17 protein-coding genes and 3 pseudogenes are annotated in these 25,360 nt (G+C 39.8%); 10 read left to right on the top strand and 10 right to left on the bottom strand.

Features of this window, described 5'->3' with window-relative positions:
• Nucleotides 1-268 (bottom strand): annotated as a pseudogene (locus I8752_RS14715) (ISNCY family transposase); the annotation flags it as partial.
• A gap of 332 nt (nucleotides 269-600) precedes the next feature.
• Here I8752_RS14715 and I8752_RS14720 point away from each other — a divergent pair.
• Nucleotides 601-1,818, top strand: coding sequence for an acetate kinase (locus tag I8752_RS14720; RefSeq protein WP_214433065.1), 1,218 nt, complete (start codon nucleotides 601-603; stop codon nucleotides 1,816-1,818).
• Nucleotides 1,819-1,852: 34 nt separating this feature from the next.
• Here I8752_RS14720 and I8752_RS14725 read toward each other — a convergent pair whose 3' ends face one another.
• From I8752_RS14725 to I8752_RS14735, 3 genes are all read right to left on the bottom strand, one after another.
• On the bottom strand, nucleotides 1,853-2,980 hold the full coding sequence (locus I8752_RS14725) for a hypothetical protein (RefSeq protein WP_214433066.1): 1,128 nt from the start codon (nucleotides 2,978-2,980) through the stop codon (nucleotides 1,853-1,855).
• Nucleotides 2,967-3,824, bottom strand: coding sequence for a hypothetical protein (locus I8752_RS14730; RefSeq protein ID WP_214433067.1), 858 nt, complete (start codon nucleotides 3,822-3,824; stop codon nucleotides 2,967-2,969). Before I8752_RS14730 ends, I8752_RS14725 begins: the two co-directional genes overlap by 14 nt.
• 102 nt (nucleotides 3,825-3,926) lie before the next feature.
• The gene (locus tag I8752_RS14735) at nucleotides 3,927-4,409 is read right to left on the bottom strand and encodes a hypothetical protein (RefSeq protein ID WP_214433068.1); all 483 of its coding nucleotides are present in this window, start codon (nucleotides 4,407-4,409) and stop codon (nucleotides 3,927-3,929) included.
• A 341-nt stretch (nucleotides 4,410-4,750) separates the two neighbouring features.
• On the opposite strand from I8752_RS14735, the gene I8752_RS14740 reads away from it, so the two are divergent.
• The 4 genes from I8752_RS14740 to I8752_RS14755 all read left to right on the top strand — a co-directional run bounded on the left by I8752_RS14740 (nucleotide 4,751) and on the right by I8752_RS14755 (nucleotide 10,445).
• Entirely contained in the window at nucleotides 4,751-5,539 is a 789-nt protein-coding gene (locus tag I8752_RS14740) for a hypothetical protein (protein ID WP_214433069.1), read from the top strand.
• Between the two features lie 109 nt (nucleotides 5,540-5,648).
• Nucleotides 5,649-6,482, top strand: coding sequence for an aminotransferase class IV (locus I8752_RS14745; protein WP_214433070.1), 834 nt, complete (start codon nucleotides 5,649-5,651; stop codon nucleotides 6,480-6,482).
• 80 nt (nucleotides 6,483-6,562) lie between these two features.
• Entirely contained in the window at nucleotides 6,563-8,404 is a 1,842-nt protein-coding gene (ftsH3, locus tag I8752_RS14750; RefSeq protein ID WP_214433071.1) for an ATP-dependent zinc metalloprotease FtsH3, read from the top strand.
• Nucleotides 8,405-8,930: 526 nt separating this feature from the next.
• Nucleotides 8,931-10,445: an SLBB domain-containing protein gene (locus I8752_RS14755; protein WP_214433072.1), complete on the top strand. Its 1,515-nt coding sequence runs from the start codon at nucleotides 8,931-8,933 to the stop codon at nucleotides 10,443-10,445.
• Nucleotides 10,446-10,621: 176 nt separating this feature from the next.
• Here I8752_RS14755 and I8752_RS14760 read toward each other — a convergent pair whose 3' ends face one another.
• Both I8752_RS14760 and I8752_RS14765 read right to left on the bottom strand, forming a co-directional pair.
• Nucleotides 10,622-11,374 (bottom strand): SDR family oxidoreductase, encoded by a 753-nt coding sequence (locus tag I8752_RS14760; RefSeq protein WP_214433073.1) that lies wholly within the window; start codon nucleotides 11,372-11,374, stop codon nucleotides 10,622-10,624.
• Between the two features lie 172 nt (nucleotides 11,375-11,546).
• Nucleotides 11,547-12,788: a glycosyltransferase family 4 protein gene (locus tag I8752_RS14765; protein ID WP_214433074.1), complete on the bottom strand. Its 1,242-nt coding sequence runs from the start codon at nucleotides 12,786-12,788 to the stop codon at nucleotides 11,547-11,549.
• Nucleotides 12,789-13,008: 220 nt separating this feature from the next.
• On the opposite strand from I8752_RS14765, the gene I8752_RS14770 reads away from it, so the two are divergent.
• The 4 genes from I8752_RS14770 to I8752_RS14785 all read left to right on the top strand — a co-directional run bounded on the left by I8752_RS14770 (nucleotide 13,009) and on the right by I8752_RS14785 (nucleotide 19,684).
• On the top strand, nucleotides 13,009-13,845 hold the full coding sequence (locus tag I8752_RS14770) for a transcription factor RcaD (protein ID WP_214433075.1): 837 nt from the start codon (nucleotides 13,009-13,011) through the stop codon (nucleotides 13,843-13,845).
• Nucleotides 13,846-13,904: 59 nt separating this feature from the next.
• The gene (locus tag I8752_RS14775) at nucleotides 13,905-16,022 is read left to right on the top strand and encodes an ATP-binding protein (protein WP_214433076.1); all 2,118 of its coding nucleotides are present in this window, start codon (nucleotides 13,905-13,907) and stop codon (nucleotides 16,020-16,022) included.
• Between the two features lie 31 nt (nucleotides 16,023-16,053).
• Nucleotides 16,054-18,636, top strand: coding sequence for a DNA translocase FtsK (locus I8752_RS14780; protein WP_214433077.1), 2,583 nt, complete (start codon nucleotides 16,054-16,056; stop codon nucleotides 18,634-18,636).
• A 160-nt stretch (nucleotides 18,637-18,796) separates the two neighbouring features.
• Complete coding sequence (locus tag I8752_RS14785; RefSeq protein ID WP_214433078.1) at nucleotides 18,797-19,684, top strand: ParA family protein; 888 nt, start codon at nucleotides 18,797-18,799, stop codon at nucleotides 19,682-19,684.
• Between the two features lie 77 nt (nucleotides 19,685-19,761).
• On the opposite strand, the gene ileS is transcribed toward I8752_RS14785, so the two are convergent.
• Nucleotides 19,762-22,641, bottom strand: a complete 2,880-nt coding sequence (gene ileS, locus I8752_RS14790) for an isoleucine--tRNA ligase (RefSeq protein WP_214433079.1) — start codon at nucleotides 22,639-22,641, stop codon at nucleotides 19,762-19,764.
• A gap of 260 nt (nucleotides 22,642-22,901) precedes the next feature.
• Here ileS and I8752_RS14795 point away from each other — a divergent pair, with 260 nt between their 5' ends.
• On the top strand, nucleotides 22,902-23,297 hold the full coding sequence (locus I8752_RS14795; protein WP_214433080.1) for a helix-turn-helix domain-containing protein: 396 nt from the start codon (nucleotides 22,902-22,904) through the stop codon (nucleotides 23,295-23,297).
• A 351-nt stretch (nucleotides 23,298-23,648) separates the two neighbouring features.
• On the opposite strand, the pseudogene I8752_RS14805 reads toward I8752_RS14795, so the two are convergent.
• The 3 genes and pseudogenes from I8752_RS14805 to I8752_RS14815 all read right to left on the bottom strand — a co-directional run.
• A pseudogene (locus I8752_RS14805) lies at nucleotides 23,649-24,113 on the bottom strand (CapA family protein); the annotation flags it as partial.
• Nucleotides 24,114-24,218: 105 nt separating this feature from the next.
• Nucleotides 24,219-24,785, bottom strand: coding sequence for a recombination mediator RecR (gene recR / locus I8752_RS14810; RefSeq protein WP_214433082.1), 567 nt, complete (start codon nucleotides 24,783-24,785; stop codon nucleotides 24,219-24,221).
• Between the two features lie 294 nt (nucleotides 24,786-25,079).
• Nucleotides 25,080-25,360: pseudogene (locus I8752_RS14815) on the bottom strand (photosystem II q(b) protein); the annotation flags it as partial.

The raw sequence follows: 25,360 nt of genomic DNA on the forward strand, positions 1-25,360 counted from the left end.
GTGCAATCACATCTAACCCGAATTCCTGTTGTGGTAATGCCCACGAACCTTCCTGCTCTGGTCGATACTTAATTTTGTAACGCTCACAAGAGCTATTTTGACAACGGCGAATTTTCAACAGTAGTTGTATCACTCCTTTAAGAGTTCTCACACGTCGCAGATTGTTGTACTCATTCCACATGGGTTTGCCGCAACTGGGACAATTCTGTTGCACGCATTCTAGTACTTCAGATGATGTCGCTTTTGGTTGAGGGCTTTTTCTTACCATTCATGCACCACATATTCTCTGTGTTCCCTAGTTTACTTGAATATCTGACCCTCTCTAGCAAAATTTGCGCTTCTAGTTTTTTTTAACTTTAATCTAGGTCTTTTTACCTTTATTCAGGTGTTATTGATAGCGAAATATATAACAATCTCAGCCTAAAGATAGTTGCAAGTTTTATCAACCAACTTCTGAATATAGCTCATATTTATAAAACTAAAAATTTGAACAGTAAGCAAATTGATATTAGCTATTTATTTGACTGTAAAAAATATTTCCTATAGTAAACTCAAAATAATAAATTATATTTTTTCATTAGTGATATACCTATTATTGTTATGAAGATACTTGTACTCAATGCTGGCTCAAGTAGTCAAAAGAGTTGTCTGTATGAGATTGCAGATGAAGCTCTACCGAAAGAAGTACCTCAGCCTCTCTGGGAAGGAAAAGTCAACTGGACACAAGACCGAGGCGTAGCTGAAATTGAGGTAAAAACTGCTACGGGTGCAACGCTGCACGAATCTATCTATGGCGACTCTCGACGCGCCCATGTCGCCTATATGCTTTACACTCTCAGTCGCGGTGCGACTAAGGTAATTGGTCAGTTGTCAGAAATTGATGTGGTCGGGCATCGTGTAGTACATGGTGGGCAGGATTACCGACAACCTGCGATTATCACTGAGGATGTAAAAAAAGCGATCGCTCGTTGGTCTAATCTAGCTCCAGCACATAATCCAGCGGCTTTAGAAGGTATAGAAGCTATTCAACAAAGCTTAGGAGAAGTCACTCAAGTAGCAGTTTTTGATACTGGATTTCATGCCACTCTACCCGATGCCGCAGCCATCTATCCCGGCCCCTATGAATGGATAGAACAAGGTATCCGCCGCTATGGATTTCATGGCATCAGTCATCAATACTGTTCTAGACGCGCAGCTGATATTCTGGGTCGAGATTTAGCATCGTTGCAGTTAATCACCTGTCATCTAGGCAATGGTTGCTCTTTAGCAGCTATTAAAGATGGTCGCAGTATTGATACAACTATGGGATTTACACCTCTAGAAGGACTGATGATGGGTAGTCGTTCTGGTTCAGTCGATCCGGCAATTCTGATTTATTTATTGCGGTATGCTAATTACTCCGCCGAAAGCTTGGACTATATGCTGAATAAAGCTTCAGGATTGCGAGGAATTTCGGGAGTATCCAGCGATGTGCCCAAGGTGATGGAAGCGATCGCTCAAGGTAATTGTCGCGCTAAACTGGCTTTGGATATGTACGTGCATCGCTTGCAGTCTGGGATTGGGGCGATGTTGGCTAGTTTGAGAGGATTAGATGTTTTAGTATTCGCCGCAGGCGTAGGCGAACACTCTCCGGAAATTCGCCAAGCTGCTTGTGAAGCCTTTGAATTTTTGGGTTTAAAAATTGACTCTCAAAAAAATCAGCAGCAGCCTATTGATGAAGATATTGCCACCCCTGATTCTACAGTACGGATATTAGTAATTCACACTCAAGAGGATTGGGCGATCGCTCAACAATGTTGGCATCTCTTAAAAAGGTAAAATACATTACACTACTACAGAAAATATCGATCGTTTATCCGCTATAGGAAGACAATAAACGACGTATCATTAGTTTGCCTATTTGTGGCCAAATAAAAGCTAAAAGACGTTTAGAAACTGGCGGTACAAGAGGCGATAAAATCATCATCAATAATGCTTGATAACCATTAGTAGTAGCAATCTTGATAGCAGGAATCAGACAAGTTAATTCCCACGCAAAATAATCTAAATATTTCCAGTGAATAGTAGTACGTCTTTGCAATTGATTTAACAACCCAGAACGGAAAGTAGCAAGTAATATAGTTGTTCCTAACCAAGTAGCAAATGATAATGTCCAATTAGCTAAATGTAGGTTAATAGCTAAAATCCCCGCAGGTACAAGCGAAGCGAGTTCCCAAATTAGGAGATTAAAATTACTCCGAAAGTAGCTGAGTACTTGTTCGGCTAGCCAGTAATGGGCAGAAACAACTGTTGAAAATTGGGAATTGGTTTCTAAAAAATCTTTCTTAATTTTGTGAAAAACATCGCCATTGAAAAAAACAGTACTTTGCAAAACAGGTTCTTCATCTATATCAGCAGATTGCTCTTGTCTATAATAAGAATTAAAAGTAAATTCAGTTTGTAATATTATTTCTTTACGAAAACTCCTCTTGATAATTATTTTTAATATATTAAAAATAATACTACTATAGAAAATCGGAAGATTTTGTATTTTAGGATAATGATTTAAATCGGAATTTTGATTTTTTTCTCTCCTCTTACCTTGAAAGTTCTGAGAGTAAACATCTGCAATTTGTGGGAAACTCTCCCGAAGCACTTTCTCACTGTAAAAGCGTCTCAGGATTTTTCTGTGCTTTTCTTTTTCCCATGTTTGTGCAACTTCAATAGCAGGCTGTTTTACAGTAATTCCTTCTTCATTTTCTGGTACAAAATTATAACTTATACAAGTGTAGTACCAAAGAGGAATTAGCAGACTGGGTGGAATATATAAAGTACTACCCGTTTTTTGTGCCTGCTGAATCTGTTTAACAATAGTTTCGCTTAGATATAAATTATACTGCGATTCTTTAACCTGGATTTCAAAGCGATCGCCTTGAGGAACTTGCAAAATCAGAGAAATAGCAGCATCAACTGGATTGTGTTTTGTACTAACTGCGTCCATTAGAAGATAAATTCGCAATACTCTGTACTAAATTAATCAAGAAACTGAATGTTCCACGCCACTGTTTTTCTCCAGCAATTACTCCTTCATTATGCGCTTTCAGGATTAAATTTTTAGCTTCTTCAGATAATGCAAACAAGTCTTTATGATATCTCGTAATAATATCTCCATCTAACTGCATCACAGTTTGAGCATAAATAATATCAATCTCTGCACTATGAATGTCTCCACTATCAAGTGCAGCTTTAAGTTCAGACATTTTACGCAAAGTCCGCACAAACCTAGCATTATTCAAAAGTTGTTGAATTTCTTTGCGATTTTCTCGCCATCTTTCTTGTCTTTTTAAATTATCTTCCGAATTTAGATCGTCCAAAATAGGAGATGGAGCAGGTAGTATTGGTTGAGCTAACGAAACATATTTTGGATCTGTTTCAACTATTTCTCCATCTTTTTGTTTTTTTAGCCATTCTAGACGATTTTGATACCTTTCTATTTTTTCTTGCTGCTCTGGATTCAATGTTTCTTCGGAATCAATGAGAATGTAAAAATATTCTCTTTCTAGTTGTGCAAATAAATTTTGATAGCGCTGATGCAGTTCTTCAGGAATTCCTTTTTCCCCAAAGTAATCTTTGTCACTTATAGAATAGATTCCTTGATAGGCTTGCCAAGCATTAAATTTTGCAGCACTAATTTTATCCACAACCATTGTATTCACTTCTAAGGCTGTGATATCTTCAACTAATGTCTGTACAGATGATACTAATTTGTCTAATAAGTTTCTAGCTTTGTTTTGAGCTTGAATAGCATTTGTTGTTTTAGTTGGCACTATATTACCATTAGACATAGTAAAATCCCTAAAGTTATGAGTAGCAATCCAAGCCAATTAACCTACAGATTTGTTGAGTTTCCTGTAGGTATTTGAGTTTATCTATCAGTACAATAAAGCCTAAAAGCGAGAGCCAGATTCTTGTGTGTTTTTACGAGATTTCGATATTTCTACCAAAATGTCATAAATTTTATGTACAGTTTCTATATTCTTTTGAATAATCTCTTTACTTTCTTTAACTTGACTTAAATGAAATTCTCGAAGTTCTGCATAGGGGCCGCTGCCAACAAATTGACTCCCAACTTCATTTTGGATATCACCATTTACCATATTAATTACGGTATGCATTCGATTGCCTGATTTGGGAATTTCTTGTCTATTTAGTAGTTCGTTACCTAAATCGGGAGATGGTTCTGAAACCCAAGTCGTGATTTCTAATTCAACAACTCCAACTATTGCTTTCTTGATAGCATCAGCAATATCATCAAAATTAAATCCTTTTCTATCGGCATTCAGATTAGTAACTATTGTTTCAAAATCACCAACTTTTGTTGTAATAGCTTGCCCGTTACTTTCCCTGTTTTCTGTAAGAGTAGATTCCATAATATTCTGGTAGTTGCAAGTTTGAATACAAATAAAATTTAATTCTATATTATATTGTCAGCATCCGCAATTTTACTTAAAAAAAGTAAGTAAACTCAAAACAACTTAATATTTCATCTAAGTCTACCTAATTAGATATATTTTCTTTCGCTTGGATTGAAAGAATTGAAGAGTGAAAATTTGCGTAGTTTAATTAGTTGAAACAATTATCAGCTTTCCAGATTTTTCTCCTAAAGAAGAATGAAAATTACTTTTACTATCCTCTGTGACTTGATTCTCTATTTGCAAAATAAATATAGTGCATACAATGAAGTAATCATACCAATAAAGACAAGAAAAATATGTGGTTATTATCTCGTCAAGCCGTTTTCGGGTCTTTTATAGTCTGTTTATGTATGTTAGGAATTGGACTGATTCAATTTCCCAAACTGCAAAAATTACTAGATAGCCAACAAGTTACTTCATTGGAGATTTTAGAAAAAGATGTCAAAGCCGAAAATATTAGGCTTAATTTTCTGAAAATAATGCCTAGTTTTGGTTATGATAACTTGATTGCAGATTGGGTGTATCTCAATTTTTTACAATACTTTGGCGATGATGACGTGCGTGCTAGAACAGGCTATAGCCTCAGTCCAGAATATTTTGAAGTAATTATAGAACGCGATCCTCGATTTTTAGAAGTTTATTTAAGTCTTTCTACTAGTACTTCACTATATGCTGCTATGCCAGAAAGAACTATAAATCTTATAGAAAAAGGTTTAAAATCGCTATCTCCTCAAGTAGAGGACAAAGCTTATTATGTGTGGCGCTATAAAGCAATAGATGAATTATTATTTTTAGGAGATTCTCAAGCTGCTCGAAAATCCTTTTTAATGGCAGCAAAGTGGGCTAGTCAGTATTCTGATGAAGAAAGTAAGTATGTAGCAGCTACTGCCTTGAGAACTGCGGAATTTCTCAGTCACAATCCTAACAGTAAATACGCACAAATAGCTACTTGGGGAATGATTTTAGGTAATCAAGTAGACAAATATACTCGTCAAAGAGCAATTAACGCAATCGAAGTTTTAGGAGGAAAGATAGTTACAACTCCAGAAGGTACTCAAAAAATTATCTTCCCTCCAAAAGATTGAATGATGAGTCAGTAGAGACGCGATTAATCGCGTCTGTACAATAGTCAGTGGTCAGTAGTCATAGAAAAAATAACTAAATAATTAACAACTGACAACTGACAATTAACAAATGACAAATCAAATTTTTTGGTACAACGGCAGACTAATTCAGTCCCAAACCCTTGAATTAGATATTAACGATCCGGGGTTACTCTATGGGGCAACAATTTTTACAACCCTGCGAGTTTACAACAACTCGCTTGATAGTAGTTTAACTAACTGGCTATTGCATTGCGATCGCCTACTCTTCTCTTTACAATCCTTTGGTTGGCAGCAACCAGACTGGAACCGCGTCCGTCAAGGTGCAGAAATTCTCTGCGCGTACTTCCCCATTCTCAGAATCACACTGTTTCCCGACGGACGAGAATGGATAATTGGGAGATTGTTACCACAAGATTTGGCAGAAAAACAAAATAATGGCATTACCACAACTTTGGCAATGTCGGAATTTTATCGCTCTTTACCCTCTCATAAAACTGGAAACTACCTCAGCGCTTGGTTAGCAAAAACTAGCGCCCAACAGTTGAATGCTCAAGAAGCGATTTTAGTGGATGCCGCAGGCAATTGGCTAGAAACTACTACAGGCAACCTCTGGGGATGGCGCGATGGCAATTGGTGGACACCACCGCTAACAGCAGGAATCTTACCAGGAATTGGGCGATCGCAACTAATTAATTGGCTGCGAAACCAGGATTTGGTAGTGCGGGAAGAACCTTGGACAGGAGAATTAGTTCGGGGTTTTGAAGCGATCGCCTACACTAATAGTGTGGTAGAAATTATCCCCATCCATACCGTCTGCCAGCCTCCAGAATCGTTACAATATAATCCCCACCATCCGATTTTTCAGCAAATAAAAGGTTTTTTTATCATGACAGGAGCGCCATTCTGTTATACCTTAAAATAAGTTAACATAATTCTTAATAATGCCCCTCTCTTTTAGAGACGCTGCGAGAACGCACAAAAAATATAGGAGGATAGACCTCAGTGAATAAACGATGGAGAAATGCGGGGCTGTATGCGCTGCTGTTTATTGTTGTGATTGCCCTAGGAACAGCATTCTTTGATAAACAACCTCAACAAAGAGATCAATGGCGGTACAGTCAGTTTATTCAAGAAGTTGAAAAAGGCAGAGTCGAAAAAGTCAGTTTGAGTGCAGACCGGGCTACAGCTCTGGTTACACCTAAATATGACCCCAATAAAAAGCTAGTAACTTTGGTCAACGACCCAGACCTAATCAATACTCTTACTAAACAAGGCGTTGATATTTCCGTTTTACCTCAGACCGATGAAGGTTTTTGGTTTAAAGCATTAAGCAGCTTATTTTTCCCTGTATTACTTCTGGTTGGCTTATTCTTCTTGCTACGCCGCGCCCAAAGTGGCCCTGGCAGCCAAGCGATGAACTTTGGCAAGTCCAAAGCCAGAGTGCAAATGGAACCCCAAACTCAAGTGACCTTTGGCGATGTCGCTGGCATTGACCAAGCCAAGCTGGAATTAAACGAAGTTGTAGACTTTTTGAAAAACGCCGATCGCTTTACCGCAGTTGGTGCAAAAATTCCTAAAGGCGTATTATTAGTTGGCCCTCCTGGTACAGGTAAAACTCTCCTAGCTCGTGCTGTTGCTGGTGAAGCTGGCGTACCATTCTTCTCCATCTCCGGTTCGGAATTCGTAGAAATGTTTGTGGGTGTGGGTGCATCCCGCGTCCGCGACTTGTTTGAGCAAGCTAAGTCTAATGCTCCCTGTATCGTCTTCATTGATGAAATTGACGCTGTAGGTCGGCAACGGGGTGCTGGTTTAGGCGGTGGTAACGACGAACGCGAACAAACCCTCAACCAGTTGCTTACAGAAATGGACGGCTTTGAAGGTAACACTGGCATCATTATTATTGCCGCTACCAACCGTCCCGATGTCTTAGACGCAGCATTGTTGCGTCCCGGCCGCTTCGACCGTCAAGTTGTTGTAGACCGTCCCGACTATGCCGGACGTAGTGAAATCCTCAAAGTTCACGCCCGTGGCAAGACCTTGGCGAAAGATGTGGACTTGGATAAAATTGCTCGCCGCACTCCTGGGTTTACCGGTGCAGATTTGTCCAACTTGTTGAATGAAGCCGCAATTTTAGCAGCGCGGCGGAATTTGACAGAAATTTCCATGGATGAAATCAACGATGCCATCGACCGCGTGCTAGCTGGGCCAGAAAAGAAAGACCGAGTAATGAGCGAAAAGCGCAAAACCTTGGTAGCATATCACGAAGCTGGTCACGCCTTAGTTGGTGCTTTGATGCCAGACTATGACCCAGTACAAAAAATCAGTATCATTCCTCGCGGTCGCGCAGGTGGTTTAACTTGGTTTACCCCCAGTGAAGACCGGATGGACACTGGTTTGTACAGCCGTGCTTATCTAGAAAATCAGATGGCAGTGGCGTTAGGCGGTCGTCTTGCCGAAGAATTAATCTTTGGTGACGAAGAAGTTACCACTGGTGCTTCTAACGATTTGCAACAAGTAGCGCGGGTTGCCCGGCAGATGATTACTCGATTTGGCATGAGCGACAAACTTGGGCCTGTAGCCCTTGGTCGTCAGCAAGGTAACATGTTCCTCGGTCGGGATATCATGTCAGAACGCGATTTCTCTGAAGAAACCGCAGCTGCCATTGATGAAGAAGTCCGCAAACTTGTGGATGTAGCCTACCAACGCGCTAAAGATGTATTGGTGAGTAATCGCCACATTCTAGATCAACTAGCGCAAATGCTGGTTGATAAAGAAACAGTAGATGCTGAAGAATTGCAAGAAATTCTGGCGAATAATGACGTGAAAACTGCTGCATTCGCTTAAAAGTTGAAGTTAGAAGTTAAGAGTTAGGAGTTAGTAGTTAAAACTACTAACTCCTAATTATTTAGAACTATTCTTATTTTTTACTCTACATATTTGTATCATTACAATAATATTTGCAACTCATCAATCATTTATATGCTAATACAAATGTATGCTACTTAAGTTGCGATCGCTACCACTATAGTCAGAACTATACTATTCAATTGTTTATCGGAAAATGACTTTGCTTAATTTAAATATTGTTACTATGATAAATAGTATTTAAAGCTACTATTTTTTTATGTCAAAAAAATAGGATTAAAGGTAATTAATACAACAATATGGTTTAAAGTTACTCTTGTCTAAGCCAGTTAAACTTTAAGCTAACTTTACTAAAAATTCAAACATAATAAACAATATACCTCCGGAAAAGCAAATTTTTCTAGGAAAATAAGAATGTCGGGTAATTTAAATACTTCAGTATAGTCACGATAAATAATGTTTAGACAATACTTTACCGACCGTAGTCTCAGAGCTTTAGGTAAATATGCTTAACACAGGTTTGTTGAAATTCCTTACTCAACCAATTTTGGGTGTGGCTTTATTGACAGCTTTTAATGCTGTTGTTTCGTCTGCCAGCCTAGCTCAGGGACAACCAGGATTTCCTAGTACACAACCAGGTTTTACTAATACTCAAAATTTTCCGCAAAATACACAACCGACATCGCCAGACATACAAGCAGTAGATACAAATTATTTACTAGGAGGTGGCGATCTCATTCGTGTAAACGTATTTGAAGTACCCGAATATACAGGCGAATATCAAGTTCCTCCAGGTGGAGCGATTAACCTACCTTTAATTGGCAGCGTACCTGTTCTCGGACTAACAACGGAACAAGCTGCTGATGAAATTGCCAGAAGATACTCCCGCTTTCTCAAACGTCCCTTAATCTCGGTCAACCTTTTATCGCCTCGTCCCATAAACGTTTTGGTTGCTGGAGAAGTAACACGTCCGGGATCTTACACTTTGAGCTTAAGTGGAGGCGCAGGGAATAATCCAGGCGTTCAATACCCAACCGTACTAGCCGCATTGACAACAGCTGAGGGGGTTACTTTGGCAGCAGATGTCACTCAAGTTAAATTAAGGCGCAAGATAGGACGCTCTGGCGAACAAACTGTGACTCTTAATTTAAAAGACATTATCCAAACAGGTAATGGGGCACAAGACCTTACCTTAAGAGATGGAGACACCATCATTGTGCCGACTGCAACTACCTTCAACGTCGCAGAAGCACGTAATTTATTTGCAGCGAACTTTGCTGCCAGTCAAACTACACCCCGTACAGTAGCAATTATTGGTGAAGTTAATCGTCCCGGATCGTATCTTGTCTCTCCAGGGACTACCCCAGGCGGTCAAGAGGGGCAAGCGGGAGGAGCTGCTGGTACTGGTTTGCCTACAGTGTCGCGGGCAATTCAACTAGCTGGGGGAATTACCTCACAAGCTGATATTCGCAATCTGAAGTTACGGCGACCAACAAGAACTGGCACAGAACAAACAGTAGATATCAACTTTTGGCAATTATTGCAAAGTGGTGATGTCAATCAAGACGTAGTTTTACAGGACGGGGACACGATTATTGTTCCTACCGCAACAGAGATCAACCCAGCAGAAGCTACGCAATTAGCTAGTACTACTTTATCTCCTTCAACCATTCAAGTTGGTGTAGTAGGTGAAGTCAAAAAACCGGGAGCTGTAGACGTTCGACCCAATAGCTCATTAAACCAAGTAATACTCGCTGCTGGCGGATTTAATGATTCCAGAGCTCGTACGACTACTGTAGATTTGATTCGCCTTAACCCTAATGGCTCTGTGACAAAACGTCAAGTAAAAGTTGATTTTTCCCAAGGAATTAACGAGCAAACTAATCCCATACTCCGCAATAATGATGTTGTAGTAGTTAACCGTTCAAAGATAGCGCAGGCGGGTGATGCTGTCGGTACTTTCTTCAATCCTATAGGCACTGTATTCGGAATAATCAGGTCTATATTTACCGGCTTCTAGAGGTCGTTTCTAAAACCTGATAAAATAATGGGTTTGAAGTTGCGTTAGTTAGTAATAGCAGCTTCAAACCTACAATAGTCATTAATTGATAAATCAAAAATCAAAAACAAAGCCTAGCTATTTCAAAATTAAAAGCTAGATGTTCGAGCGTAATCCATGCAATTAATTAAATTTCTCTACCAAAGCACTGGTTGACCTAAATGGAAAAAGCCACCACTGGGGCCATCATCAGGGAGCATCGCTAACTCTACTCCTGTTTTCGCTCCTTCTGTAATATCCATCATTGCACCTTCACCACCCAACTCGGTTTTCACCCAACCAGGATGAGCGCTATTTACCTTTACATGTGTATTGCGTAATTCATGAGCTAGATGGACGGTAAATGAGTTCACTGCTGCTTTGGAAGCATTATAAGCAAATGGTTTTGAGTCATAAATTGGTGAATTGGGATCTGCATGAAGTGTTAGAGAACCTTCAATACTCGACATATTTACAATTCGACCGCTAGGACTTTTTAAAATTAATGGTAACAGCGCTTGAGTTAGTTCTACCAAAGCGAAAAAATTGGTATCAAATGTCTGTCGAATAATATCTATGGAAACAGAACTAGCGTTACTAATTAACCAATCACCATCTAGAAATACCCCTGCATTGTTGATTAAAATATCTAGTTTCCCGAACTGTTCGCCAATTTGTTCAACCGCAGATTGAATTTGCTTACTGTCGCCTACGTCAAGAGCGATCGCTTGAGCTTTAACTCCTTGATTGTCTAACTTACTGGCTGCGGTCTTAACTGCTTCTAGATTGCGTCCTGCGATGAGAATTGTCAATCCATGTTGTCCGAGTTGGCGACTCATCTCTAACCCTAAACCTTTATTTGCGCCAGTAATCAAGGCTACTTTGTTCTTCAGTTCGCTATTTTCCACCATCGATCGCTCCTGTTGAGTTGGGGATATATATCACATTCAAGAACAATATCTTTAAGCTTTGTTTAAATACTGGGTTAATCCTCTCACATAGTTTCAAAGAACAAAACCTAGAAAAAAGGCTAGGGTAGTCAGCATATACATGTCTAACCTTGTGTTTTCATTGTCTATTCTCTTACTCAGAAAGTAACTTTTGAACAGCTAGCTCAATCTTGCGACCAACTGCTTCCCAAGAGTATTTTGCCTGTACTAATTCATAAGCAGAACTAGCTAATTTTTCTCCCAAAGAGGGATTTGACCAGATTTGACTCACTCCTGCAACTAACTCTTCAACTTCATTTCTAATTAGTAAGTGTTCCCCATCTCTGGCTTTAATACCTTCAGCGCCTTTGGCAGTACTAACAACAGGACAGCCAGCTGCAAAAGCTTCTAAGATTTTTAAGCGCGTACCTCCGCCTTGAAGTAAAGGTACAACCATCACGCTGGCAGCAGCTAAATAGGGTCGAACATCTGCAACGCTGCCAGTTACAATAATGCTGGGTTCTCGTTTAGCGGCTGCCTGCATAAATTGAGTGGGGTTGCGCCCAACTAACAATAAACGGCTATCTGGGTATAGTTCCCGTAGTTGCGGGTAGATTTGGTTAATGAGTAACTCAACCGCCACTGTGTTAGGTGAGTAAGAAAGCTGACCAAGAAAGAGTAAATTTCGCTGTGTGTCCTCTAATCCCGCTTCTGGTTTGCATTCACCAGAGTGTATGCTGTCGTAGTGCGCTACATTAATTCCATTAGGTACAACGTGAGTTGGTGATACTTGTCCGTAATACTGGGTTATTAAGTTAGAATCATTTTCACTGCAAACCCATACTTGGCTAGCTTGCTTTGCAAAGTCACTTTCGATGGATTTGAGATGTTCTAGCTGAATCTTTGCTTTTAACTGTGATTTGAAGCCTTGAGTTGAACTGTATCTCTGCTGCCATAGGGATGCTTCAACATTAATGTTATCGAAGATAATATGGCATTTATGACGCTTCACTACACTCAGGTAAGAGTACAGCCATACTTCCTCAATGATTACCAAATCAGGCTGAAATTGGGTGAGGGTTTCGTTTAATTCCTCAGCCGCAGTTTTGGCATAAGCCCAATCAGCATCTGGATGTCTGCGAGGATGCAGCCACCACAACCGATTTTCTAGTTTTTCCCAGTTTGAACGCTGGATGGCTACGTTGGCATGTTTCCATAAAGTAACTCCGGGTAGAAATGTGCTTTTAGGACTCCAGTTAGAAGCTGAAAAAACACCAACAGGGCCAAACTTCATCATGATATTGATGTTTTGCCAAGTACGTAAATTTACTCCTCCTACAGGTGGATAAGGCACTTCTTTAGTGATGAACAAAGTGCGAATCGAGGAAGTCGTCACTCAAGTATGTCTCCTGTATGTGTATGAGGGGCTTTTTTGCCAAAGACGTTTGATGTTTTGCAGAGATTTTTGAGTAAAAATACTTATTTAAAAGTAGTGAATGTGCGATCGCACAACCCACCATAGTAATTGGCACTAATTATAACTACGATGAAGAAAGTGTGTAAATCTTTGCACTTCAAGCTAGAGTAGTGCTAAAGCAAATCAAAGCATTAGCCGTATGGATACTGATGAGTTAAAGTTCCTGTTAAAGTTGTTGGGATTTGAAAATTATCGAGCAAGCCTAAGTGCAAACGCCTTCAAGACTTTTAAAGGGAAGGACAAAATTTGTCAAAAATTGGGCGATCGCGAACTGGTAGATTATACCCGTGAGATTGCCACGGTCAAAATTTTACCCCCTGGTCAAGCACTGCTAAAAGATCCTGGTCAAGTGCCCATCGCAGACAAAGAACTGAATGTGCTGGAGAAAATAAGTAAAGCTTCCGGCAAAATCGCACCTAGCAAAATCACCTCGCTGAAAGCTGCTGAAAGAGACGCGATATTGAAAATCTTAGATGAACGGGGATTAATTGAAGCTGAAACAAAAATCAAAAAGACAAAAGCTGAGGTTTGGCTGACACAAAGAGGAATTGAGTATTTACGAGATGATTATAGTCCCAACAAAGGCTCTAACCCTGTTATCAGCTTGGAATTACTGAGTAATTATCTACGTTTTTTACGGAAGACTTTACGAGTTAAGCCAGAGCAAGTGTCTGCTTTTCTACCTACCAGCGATGTTACTAATAAAGAAATCAATGATGAAGAAATTTTACAAATTATTGAGAAATTAGACCGAGAATTGGGTACAGATAACTATTTACCCATTTTCCATCTGCGGGATAAATTACAACCGCCACTTTCACGGGATGAATTAGATAAGGCTTTATATCGTTTGCAAAAGAACGACCAAATCGAGTTGAGTTCTTTGCAAGAAGCTAATGCTTATACTCCAGAACAAGTTGACGCTGGAATTCCTCAAAAGATCGGTGGTTCCTTGTTCTTTATCTCTGCGAATTAGCAGTACATCAGGTAATTTTCACTTCTTAATTAACTTATCTTTTTCATTTAACTAGAAACATGGCAAGTATTGACGACATCATCAAACGTGAGGTTAATCCTTTCGATTTGATAACTATAAGACCCACTAATTTTTGGGACGAAAAGCAAGATTCAGCACTTACGGTCGATTCAATTCATCAAGAGGCAATAACTGAGATCGAAGGTATATTAGACCTAGTAGCTACCGATCATCGTAGCCGTTCTATATTGCTTGTAGGAGATGCTGGCTCTGGTAAAAGTCATTTATTGGGTAGGCTTAAGCATACCCTAAATCCCAAAGCATTTTTTGCGTATATTCTCTGTGATTGGTTTGATAGTAGTAATATTTGGCGGCATATTTTACGCTATACCATTGATAGTTTAATTCAAGTTCCAGAAAGGCAACAAGAATCGCAGTTAATGATATGGTTAAAAAGTCTATCAGCGTTTACAAAACGTAATATAAAACAGCGAATTTTTAATGATAGTATTTGGAATTTACTACAAAGCGATAGACAACAATTTATCAGACATCTTAAGGATACCTACAAGCAAGCACGTATATATAATCCTGATATATTTTTTGGAATATTGCACGATCTGACAAATCCAGAATTATATCCTTTAGCCTGTGAGTGGTTAAAAGGAGATGAATTAAGTGAAGAATCTATGCAAATTCTAAAAGTTAAAAGTTGTATAGATACAGAAGATAGCGCAAAAAGTATTTTAGCAAATTTTGGCAGAATTTCTACAGAAACTCAGCCAATAGTTTTATGCTTTGATAACTTGGACACAATGCCAAAATTACTAGATGGCTTACTAGAACTACAACCTTTTTTGGATGTAAATACAACTATACATGGAGAAAATTTAAAAAATTTTTTAGTAATTATTAGTGTGATAACTCAGACTTTGAACAGGAATGAAAAACAAATTCAACAGGCTGATAGAGCCAGAATTGATAAATCAGTTAAATTAAAAGATATTACTCTAGAACAAGCGGAAGCTCTTTGGACTTATCTTCTAAAATCATTACATCAAAAAGCTGAACCTCAGCCTAAATTACAAATTTTTCCTTTAACTCAGCAATTATTACAAGAAAATTTTCCAGGAGGCAAAACTAAACCGAGAACTGTATTATATCTAGGAAAGCAAGAATATCAAAAATATAAGTATTCACTTCTCAAGAATAATAAAGTAGTAATTCTGCCACCACCAAAACCAGAAAAAGAACTACCTGTTAATCCTGGAACTATAAAGGTTAAAATAGAAAAAGTAGATTATATTGAACCTCCCATAATTAACGAAAAAGAAAGAGAACAAGCTGAGTTTCAATTAATCTGGCAGCAAGAATATAAAAAAGTTCAGGATAAGATTGCTAAAATATCTCTTTTAGCAGCATCTGAACTCATACGGATGGTGCAAGAAGCTTTAGAGGCATTACAAGTACAGGCAATTAAACCTAAACTCATCAGCGGAGTTTATGCAAGCTATTCTTTGAGTTATCAACAGCCAGGTAAGCGAGAAAATGTAGGAATAGTTTGGACAGAAGATGCTAATATGAATAGTTTTTATAATGTGATGAATGCCTGCCAGAAAGCTATTCAGAAAAACCTTTGTCAAACTTTGTATCTCATTAGAATTGGAAGTATAGGAAATGCAAAACTTGCTGGTAATAAAATCTATAGTCAGATTTTCACAAGTACTAAGCATATTCACATTAAACCAAATCTTTCCTCAGTTCACTATTTAGCAACATACCATAGCTTAGTTAATTCCGCAGTAGCTCAGGAACTAGTTATTGCAGGTAAGACTATTACTTTACAGAAACTACAATCTTTAATCCGTGAGTCAAAGATTTTAGATAAATGCACATTATTGCAGTATTTAGGAATTGTTCCTAAACAAAAAAATGCTGGAAATGATGGAAACGGGAAAGAAGATTTACGACCAGTTAAAGATTTTTTATTAAATCTCATCAAAACCCAAGGTTTTATGGGAGTACCAACTTTAATCAAACAGTCTGCCGAGCAGTTTCCTTCTGTAAAAGAAAGTGATGTTAAATTATTAATTGAGCTTTTGTGTCAAGAGAAAAAAGTTAAACTTATTAACCCAAAAGATAAGTTGCAAGACCAATTAATTTGTTTAGTTGCTTAAATAATAATGTTACTTATTAAATTTTTAGTCAATGCACTACCTGATAGAAGCAGCAGAAATTCAAAGTTTGATATCCAAATTAGCAACAGCAAAAACACTATGGTTAGATACCGAAGTTGCTAATTGGAACACTTATTCACCTAAATTGTCACTGATTCAGGTATTGGCTGAACCAATAGATTCAACAGGTACATCTGCTTACATCCTTGATGTAATGGGTAAACATGATTTGGCAACATATTTTATTAACCAAATCATGGTTAATCCCCAAATTGAGAAAGTCTTTCACAATGCTAGTTTTGACCTTAAATATTTAGGAGGACAACTAGCTAAGAATGTCACTTGTACTTTACAGCTTGCTAGAAAAGTTACTCGTCAACGCCTACAAGTTTCTAATTTACAACTTAAAACTTTAGCAGCAGAACTCTGCAAATTTTCCAATGTAGACGCAGAAGAAGGAAGAAGTGACTGGGGAAAGCGTCCTCTAAGCGAAAAGCAGCTACAATACGCTGCAATGGATACAGTGTATCTAGCCGCTGTGCATCGTCGCTTACTTGAAATCTCTAACCCCAATGTTATAAATAATATTGTTGATATGTTAAACAACAATTCAAAACAGTCAAAAAATAAATCTGAAAACTCATCTTTAACAGCTACTAAGGTTAGAGTTGCTTTTGAGTGTCCCCGTCTTTTCTATCTAAATCATAAGTTTGGTGACAAAGCAATATTTTGTCCGCCAAATACTGTTGTCGGCATCGGTAATGCTTTTCATCAATTAGCTGATGATTTTGTTAGCCTAGCTATTGCCGAACCACAATTTAAAACATTTTTTAAACCTGCTGCATCAAATTTAAATGTAGAGGAAATTTCCTCTCAAATGCAACAGCTATTTTATCAACTTAAGTTTTATCCCTATTTACAAGAAATAATAAAAAAAGAAGCAAGCAAAGCACCAGCACTGCTACAAGTTTGGTATGGATTACAAGGACTGATTAAACGCTTTGTAGAATTACTGGTAATTAATCGACGCTATTGTAGTGCAGAAACAGTTATTAGTAATACTTTTGTCTCGGAAGAACGCAGCCTTGAGCATTATTTCGATCTACCTAACGGGACGCAGCAACGAGTAGGAGGTGAATTTGATTGCTTGGTCTTCAATTTTGAATTAAAGCGTCTTTGTGTAGTTGAATTTAAAACTTATCAACCTGTAGATCCATCAGCGCAATTAGCTCAAGTTTCGCTTTATAGTTACATGCTATGGCAAAAGAAAAAAGTTGCTGTTGATTCAGCGGTTTACTGTGTTTTGCCAGAATTTAAAGAGTATTACTATTCTTGGGAACAGTTAGAAAGTGCGGTGCATCAGTTGATTCCCTATAAATTGCTACAGATGCAGCAATGGCTAACTTGGGAATCGCCTCATCCCAATCCGCCACCGCCAACAACTCAGCCTCATCTTTGTAAAATTTGCCCCCAGCAGCAAAAGTGTCAAACTTTTTTTGCTGATACAGAGCTCGATCCCCCGCAACCTACTTTAGAAAAAGTTGAGGAGTTTACAAAGAAAAACCCGCCATCACCCAACGCTGATGTTATGGGGGAAGAGTTAGCTGCTACTCTGCAATCTTTTAAAATCAAGGTTGATTACCAAGGTTCTATTGTTGGGCCAGCTTTTATTAGGGTGAAGCTGAAACCACATTTAGGTGTGAGTGTTAACTCGATTCTGCGCTTGTCTAACGACTTACAAGTACAGCTAGGGTTAGCCAATCCGCCTTTAATTGCCCCGCAGGCTGGTTATGTCAGTGTTGATTTGCCCCGTCCAGATCGGCAAATTGCGAGTTTTGAGGACTATATTCAGCCGCAATTTTTACCGCCAACTGCGCCTGTCAAAATTGCAATTGGGGTAAATTTAGAGGGACAGTTGTTAGAGGCTGAGTTATCCGATCCTAATACTTGTCATTTTTTGATTGGTGGTACACCTGGTAGTGGGAAGAGTGAGTTTTTGCGATCGCTTCTTCTTAGCCTTCTCAATCGTCATTCTCCACAACATTTAAAAATTGCCCTAGTCGATCCCAAGCGGGTTACATTTCCAGAGTTTGAGCAGATGCCTTGGTTATACTCCCCAGTTGTCAAAGATAGCGATCGCGCTACTGAACTTATGGAAGAATTAGTTGCAGAGATGGAGTCCCGTTACCAGCAGTTTGAAAAAGTCGGTTGTGCCGATCTCAGCACTTACAATCATCGTTCTACCAAACCTTTACCTCGTATTGTCTGCATATTTGATGAATATGCCGATTTTATGGCAGAAAAAGAAATCCGTATAGTATTAGAACAAAGTATTAAGCGCTTGGGAGCAATGGCACGAGCAGCTGGTATTCATTTAATTATTGCCACTCAACGCCCAGAGGCAAAAGTTGTTACGCCGATAATTCGCTCAAATCTACCAGGAAGAGTTGCCCTACGAACTGCTAGCGAAGCAGACTCAAAAATTGTTCTGGGTGGTACACAAACAGCTGCCGCTTATCTGTTAGGCAAAGGCGATTTATTTTACCAAATCGGCGCTCAACTGCATCGCTTACAAAGCTTGTTCGCAAAAAATATTCGGATACCGTCAACCTAGACCGAACCAACATTGTGATAATCTGATTGCCTCAAGTGAGTAAATATTACTAAACTTTTTCTTCTGAGTTCCGGAAAATATTAAATTAAGCGGAAGTTTTAAATGTTTAAGATAGGTGTACGCTACCTAGATGGGAATGCGTCATCAGAGGAATTAACCAATGGGATATGTAATTGCAACTGCAAATATGAAAGGCGGTGTCGGCAAAACTACCATCACCGTTAATTTAGCTACTTGTTTGGCAAAAAATTATGGTAAGAGGGTGCTTGTTCTTGATTTAGATAGCCAAATCAGCGCCACACTTAGTCTGATGTCACCTATAGAGTTTGCCAAGCGTCGCAAACAAAGTAAAACTTTTAGATATTTGATAGATGAAATTATCAATCCTGCTAGATCGCAGTCCACACAAACTATTCAAGATATTATTCAACCCCAGGTGTGTAATCTTCCTGGACTGAATTTATTGCCGGGAGATATCGATTTATATGATGAATTTGTTGTCTCGGAAATGCTGCATCAACAAGCAACCGCTTTGGGCGAACAAGACTTTGAAACTGTGTGGAATCGTTTTGAAAGAGTCTTAATTAATAATATTTTAAAACCAGTTCGCCAAGAGTATGATTTTATCCTCTTAGATTGTGCCCCTGGTTATAATTTATTAACTCGTAGTGCTTTAGCTGCTAGCGATTTCTATATCCTTCCCGCTAAACCAGAACCTTTATCAATAGTGGGTATTCAATTGCTGGAAAGGCGCATTGGTCAATTAAAAGACAGTCACGAACAAGAAGCAAAGATAGATATCAAAATGTTAGGAATTGTCTTCAGTATGTGCAGTGGTAATTTGTTAAACGGCAGATACTATAAACAAGTGATGCACCGGGTTGTGGAAGATTTCGGTGTAGAAAAAATTTGTAGGGCACAAATCCCAGTTGATGTAAATGTTGCAAAGGCTGTTGATAGCTTTATGCCAGCTGTTTTAAATGCTCCCCAATCAGGTGGTTCAAAAGCATTTTTGCAGTTAACTCAAGAGTTGTTGGAGAAATTATAAAAAGTGCTGAGTGCTGAGTGCTGAGTGCTGAGTACTAAGAGTGAGGAGTTATGAGTTAGACTCCTCACTCATAACTTTTAGAAATTCCCTGCTAAGGCTGCAACGCACCGTTCGCAAATTAGGGGATGCTCTGCTGATTCTCCCACATGGGTGGAGTAGTTCCAGCAGCGATCGCATTTATCCCCATCTGCTTTGTAAACCTGAAAATATATGTCAGCATCATCTCCTTCCTCAAAAATGGGTTCAGATGGCACTTCTACTTGAGAAGCTAAAAACAGATAACGTAACTCATCTACACCATTACTTTGTTCAACTGAACCATGAGTTTTAGGATTGAGAGTTTGTAAACGTTGACGCAATTTCTCATCAAAGACATGCAGCACAACTTTCGCTTCTAAAGAAGATCCGATTGTCTTTTGTAATCGATATCTTTCTAGAGTTTTGTTGACATCATCACGGATTTTCCGTAATTTTTTCCAAGATTTTGCTAATTCTGGATTCTGCCATTTTTCCTCTATTTGCACCCAACCAGCCTCAAATACCGATTTGTAAGGTGTTTTGTATGGGAGATATTGCCAGATATCTTCTGCCATGTGGCACAACACAGGAGCGATCGCTCGTGCTAAATTTTCTAAAGCTATCTTCAGCACTGTTTGACAACTGCGACGGCGGAACGCATCGGGCGCGCTGATGTACAGTCTATCTTTGGCAACATCTAAATAGAAGTTGGATAAATCCACCACGCAGAAATTCTGCACTGTTTGGAAAAAGCGGAAGAATTGGAAGCTTTCAAAAGCGTCTGTCACTTCCTTAAACACTTCAGTGATGCGGTGCAGCATGTAGCGGTCGAGTTCTGGCAATTCCTCGAAAGGTACTGCATCTTTTTCGGGGTCGAAATCGTGTAAGCTACCCAACAGAAACCGCGCTGTATTGCGAATCTTGCCTCGAACATCGTTCAGTTGCTTGATGATGTTTTTACCAATGCGGACATCACCGGAATAGTCTACTGATGATACCCACAATCTCAAGACATCTGCACCGTAGGGCGGTTCTGCTTTTTGATTTTTCCCACCTTCAATGATTGCATTTGGGTCAACGACATTTCCTTCTGACTTGCTCATCTTCCGCCCTTGTTCGTCCAAGGCAAAGCCGTGAGTCAACACAGTTTTGTAAGGCGCAATGTCATTCACCGCTACACTGGTGAGCAAACTCGATTGGAACCAGCCGCGATGTTGGTCGGAACCTTCCAAATACATATCGGCAGGATAGCGCAACTCTGGACGTTGCTTTAACACAGCTGCCCAAGATGAGCCAGAATCAAACCAGACATCCATCGTGTCTGTACCTTTGCGGTAAGACCGTCCATTATTACGGTAAGACTCTGGTAACAATTCCGCTACCGACAACTCCCACCAAGCATCGGAACCTTTTTCGGCGATGATTCCTTGAACGTGGGCGATGGTTTCGGCATTCAGTAGTGGTTCCCCCGTTTCTTCATCGTAAAAAACGGGAATTGGCACACCCCAAGCACGCTGACGGGAAATACACCAATCAGAACGTTCCGCCACCATTGGCGTGATGCGATTTTTACCTTGGGCTGGAATCCATTCTACCGAAGCGATCGCCTTTAACGCTTCTTCCCGAAATCCCTCTACCGAAGCAAACCACTGTTCGGTCGCTCGGAAAATCGTCGGTTTTTTCGTCCGCCAGTCATAAGGATATTTATGTTGATAAGGTTCCTCTTTCAATAAAGAACCAGCCGCAGTCAGCGCATCAATTACCGCTTGATTACCATCACCCAACACATTCAACCCGACAAACTGTCCCGCTTCTTGGGTAAAGTCACCATTGTCATCAACTGGTGCGAGGATAGGCAAACCGTAGCGCTGACCAACAATGTAGTCTTCTTGACCGTGACCGGGGGCAGTATGTACTAATCCTGTACCCGACTCAGTTGTGATGTAGTCACCACCAACCACAACCGGACTTTCCCGGTCAAACAGAGGATGTCGGTAAGTTGTATGTTCTAAATCCTTACCCTTGAAAGTGGCTTTTACAGTTAACTCAACTCCTAAAGTGGCAGATAAACTCTCCACCAAATCAGCAGCAACAATCAGGTATTTAAAGCTACTCTGCACCTCTGGGCTTGAGAATTCCACTAGTGCATAGTTAAGGTCTGCATTCACCGCTACAGCCAAATTCCCCGGAATTGTCCAAGGTGTAGTTGTCCAAACAGCCACACCCAAATCAGATTGATATTCTGCTAATTGCGATTTCACAGCTTCCGCAACACTCGTAACTGGGAAAGCCGCATAGATACTCCGGGAAGTATGACCTTCTGGATATTCCAACTCAGCTTCAGCCAAAGCAGTTTTAGAACTAGGACTCCAGTGAACAGGCTTTAAACCGCGATAGATGTATCCTTTTAATACCATCTCACCGAATACGCCAATTTGAGCCGCTTCATATTCCGGCTTCAGAGTTAAATAAGGATTATCCCAATCACCCCAAACACCGTAGCGTTTAAAATTTTGACGCTGGTCATCTACTGTTTTTAAAGCAAACTCTTTCGCTTTCTGGCGCAGTTGTAAAGGTGTCAAGTTTTGCCGTTCTGCTGACTTCATGTTCTGCAAAACTTTCAGTTCAATTGGCAAACCGTGACAGTCCCAACCAGGAACGTAGCGCACCTTACGCCCTTGTAATAGTTGGTAGCGATTAATAATATCTTTGAGAATTTTATTTAAGGCATGACCAGTATGAAGTGAGCCGTTAGCGTAGGGAGGCCCATCGTGCAGTATAAATAATTCGCCTGGATTGTTTTGGGAGAGGCGATCGTAAATTTGATTTTCTTCCCAAAACTTTTGGATTTCGGGTTCGCGCTTGATGGCGTTTGCCCGCATATCAAAGTTAGTCTTGGGTAGGTTTACAGTATCTTTGTAGCTTCCAGTTTCTGTCACAGTCTCATGCCTAAGATTATAGGTGCAGATTTTACTAATTATAGAAGATGAGATGATGACCAAGCCCCGTTGGGGCGGGGTGTAGGGTGTGGGGTGTAGGGGAAGAGATAACCCCAACCACCCTTGGGTACAAGCTCCATCTTTTAAGGCGATTGCATTGGTAGGGCTTGAACCCCCACCAATGCCGTCTTCACTACACCCAACACCCTATTCTTGACCAAAAAATTACCTTGGGCGGCCGCCAAGCGGGCGAGAAGAATATGACCACTTATTTTAATACAACTATTTACAGTCAACTTTTGGTATTTCAACCTAAAGCGATCGCTACAGAAGCAGAATCCGATCGCACTCTAGAAGCTGTGGAAAAATTAATGGCTTGTAAACAGCGGACACCAGAGCAGACTGCTATACTGCAACTTTTAGTTATTCTAGTTGAAGAGTTTGAAAATAAGCACTACCCTATAGAGCCAGCATCTCCTCATGCAATTCTAAAACACTTGATGGAAGCAAGAGGAATTAAACAATCTGATTTAATAGGAATTATCGGTTCTAAAGGAGTTGTTTCAGAAGTTGTCAACGAGAAAAGAGCAATTAGTAAAGAGCAAGCAAAAGCCTTAGGAGAATTTTTTTATGTTTCTCCAGCATTGTTTATTTAGCAGCGATCGCCTACTATCCTATCTCAACCCGTCTTCTATTAGAATAAGCTCGATGGGGATTTTTTGTAAGCAAGTTTTGAAATTGGCAATCGCTTATCTACACCCTAATGTTACATGTTGTAATTTAACATTTATTGCCAAGGCGATCGCTGCATTTTTTCAATGAAATTAAAAGCGCAACAGCCTACTCTCCACGGAGTCTCAAGGCTATAACGTTACACTGGATATTTCGTTAGTGCAAAGCGACACTATGACCCAAATAATTTGCTAACGCCCGGTCAAGGTATTTTCTAAAAATGTAAAAACCTCAGCTCAAATTTTCGGAAAGTCTACTGCATAGTTATTTGCTCAATTGAACGCATTAAATCCAGCTTCAGTAAATAACTTAGCATAAGTCAGAGGAGAGCGAAAACCAAAAACTTGTTCGCGAATGACATCTTTTGTAGTGTAAGGATAGTTCGTTAAACTACTTTCAAAGTTTCCAAATAAAATATCAGTTCCCTGTAGATAGCCTTTAACTGACTTTGGTAACAATTGCTTCTGAAAGCGAGGCTCTCTGTAGTTAGGAAAATTAGTACTGGGAATAATATCCCCAACGGCTTTAATAGTGATGGTGTTTGGAAAAGTTTGCTCTTCTCCTAATGGGCCAGGTTCGGGCACAGCAAATGGAATTGGCTCAAGTTCAGTGGATGAAGTAGCGGCATCTGATGGTTGCAATTGCCCAAAACGAATGAAGACTCCAATACCAATACCTAGACAAAAGCAGCCAGTAACAAACCCCAGACCGAGTAATTGCACCATCTTCTGATTAGCCATTGTTCTATTCCTTACACAATGGCATTAGTTTATCTCAAAAATTATTTTTCTCGGTATGTAAAGAAAAATCAGCACATCGTCTTCTCATGATGGCTGACTTCAGAATTAATCCAACTCTCGCCGTCCTTCCAAAGCTCTGGCCAGCGTCACTTCGTCGGCATATTCTAAATCACCACCCACAGGTAAACCAAAAGCGATTCGTGTCACCTTAGTAAATGGTTTCAGTAGCTGCCCAACATACAGCGTCGTTGTCTCTCCTTCCACGCTCGGACTAATTGCTAAAATTACTTCTTGAGGTTTTTGCTGACTCACCCGCCGCACTAAAGCTTGGATAGTCAACTGTTCTGGCCCAATACCATCAATAGGGGAAATCACCCCACCCAAGACGTGGTATTTGCCTTTGTACTCGCGGGTTTTTTCCAGCGCAATCACATCACGAGAATCCGCTACTACACAGAAGGTATTGTTATCACGGTTGACATTACGACAGATTTCACAAACAGGTTCCGCAGATAAGTGAAAGCAGACAGAACACAAGCCTACCTGTTTTTTTGCCTCAATTAGTGCTTGTGCTAAAGCTTCTACTTCTGCTTCAGGTCGCTTCAAAATATGCAAAGCCAGTCTTTGGGCGCTTTTAGGGCCAACTCCTGGCAGCCGTTGTAGTTGCTCAATTAATCGTGCTAAAGGACGTGCGTAAACCGTAGTTTTATCTCCAGAATGTTTTTACCTTAACTATGATGACATTCTCAAGGAAATTTGGGGTGGTTGTTGTAATCATTAAAGTTCAAAGAGATTCTATTTGAGGTAGTTTAATTTGCAAAGTTGACTAAAACAGCAATGACAATACATTTGGAGCTAAAACTATAGGTGTAGCAAGTTCTTTTATACTGTTTTTGAAAATGGTCTCAAAAACAAAAAGCGCCCCCGTTTGTGGAGGGCGCTTTTATTTAGCTAAGATTTTTTGAATTAGCCATTGATTGCAGGTGCAGTCAATGCAACAGGAGCAACTTCACCAGCAGCCAAGTCGAGAGGGAAGTTGTGAGCATTGCGCTCGTGCATTACTTCCATACCCAAGTTAGCGCGGTTGATGATGTCAGCCCATGTGTTAATGACACGACCTTGAGAGTCAATCACTGACTGGTTGAAGTTGAAACCGTTCAAGTTGAACGCCATGGTGCTGATACCCAATGCGGTAAACCAAATACCGACTACAGGCCAAGCTGCCAAGAAGAAGTGCAAGGAACGGC

Origin of the sequence: Dendronalium phyllosphericum CENA369, assembly GCF_016056275.1 — a bacterium.
Lineage (GTDB): Bacteria > Cyanobacteriota > Cyanobacteriia > Cyanobacteriales > Nostocaceae > Dendronalium > Dendronalium phyllosphericum.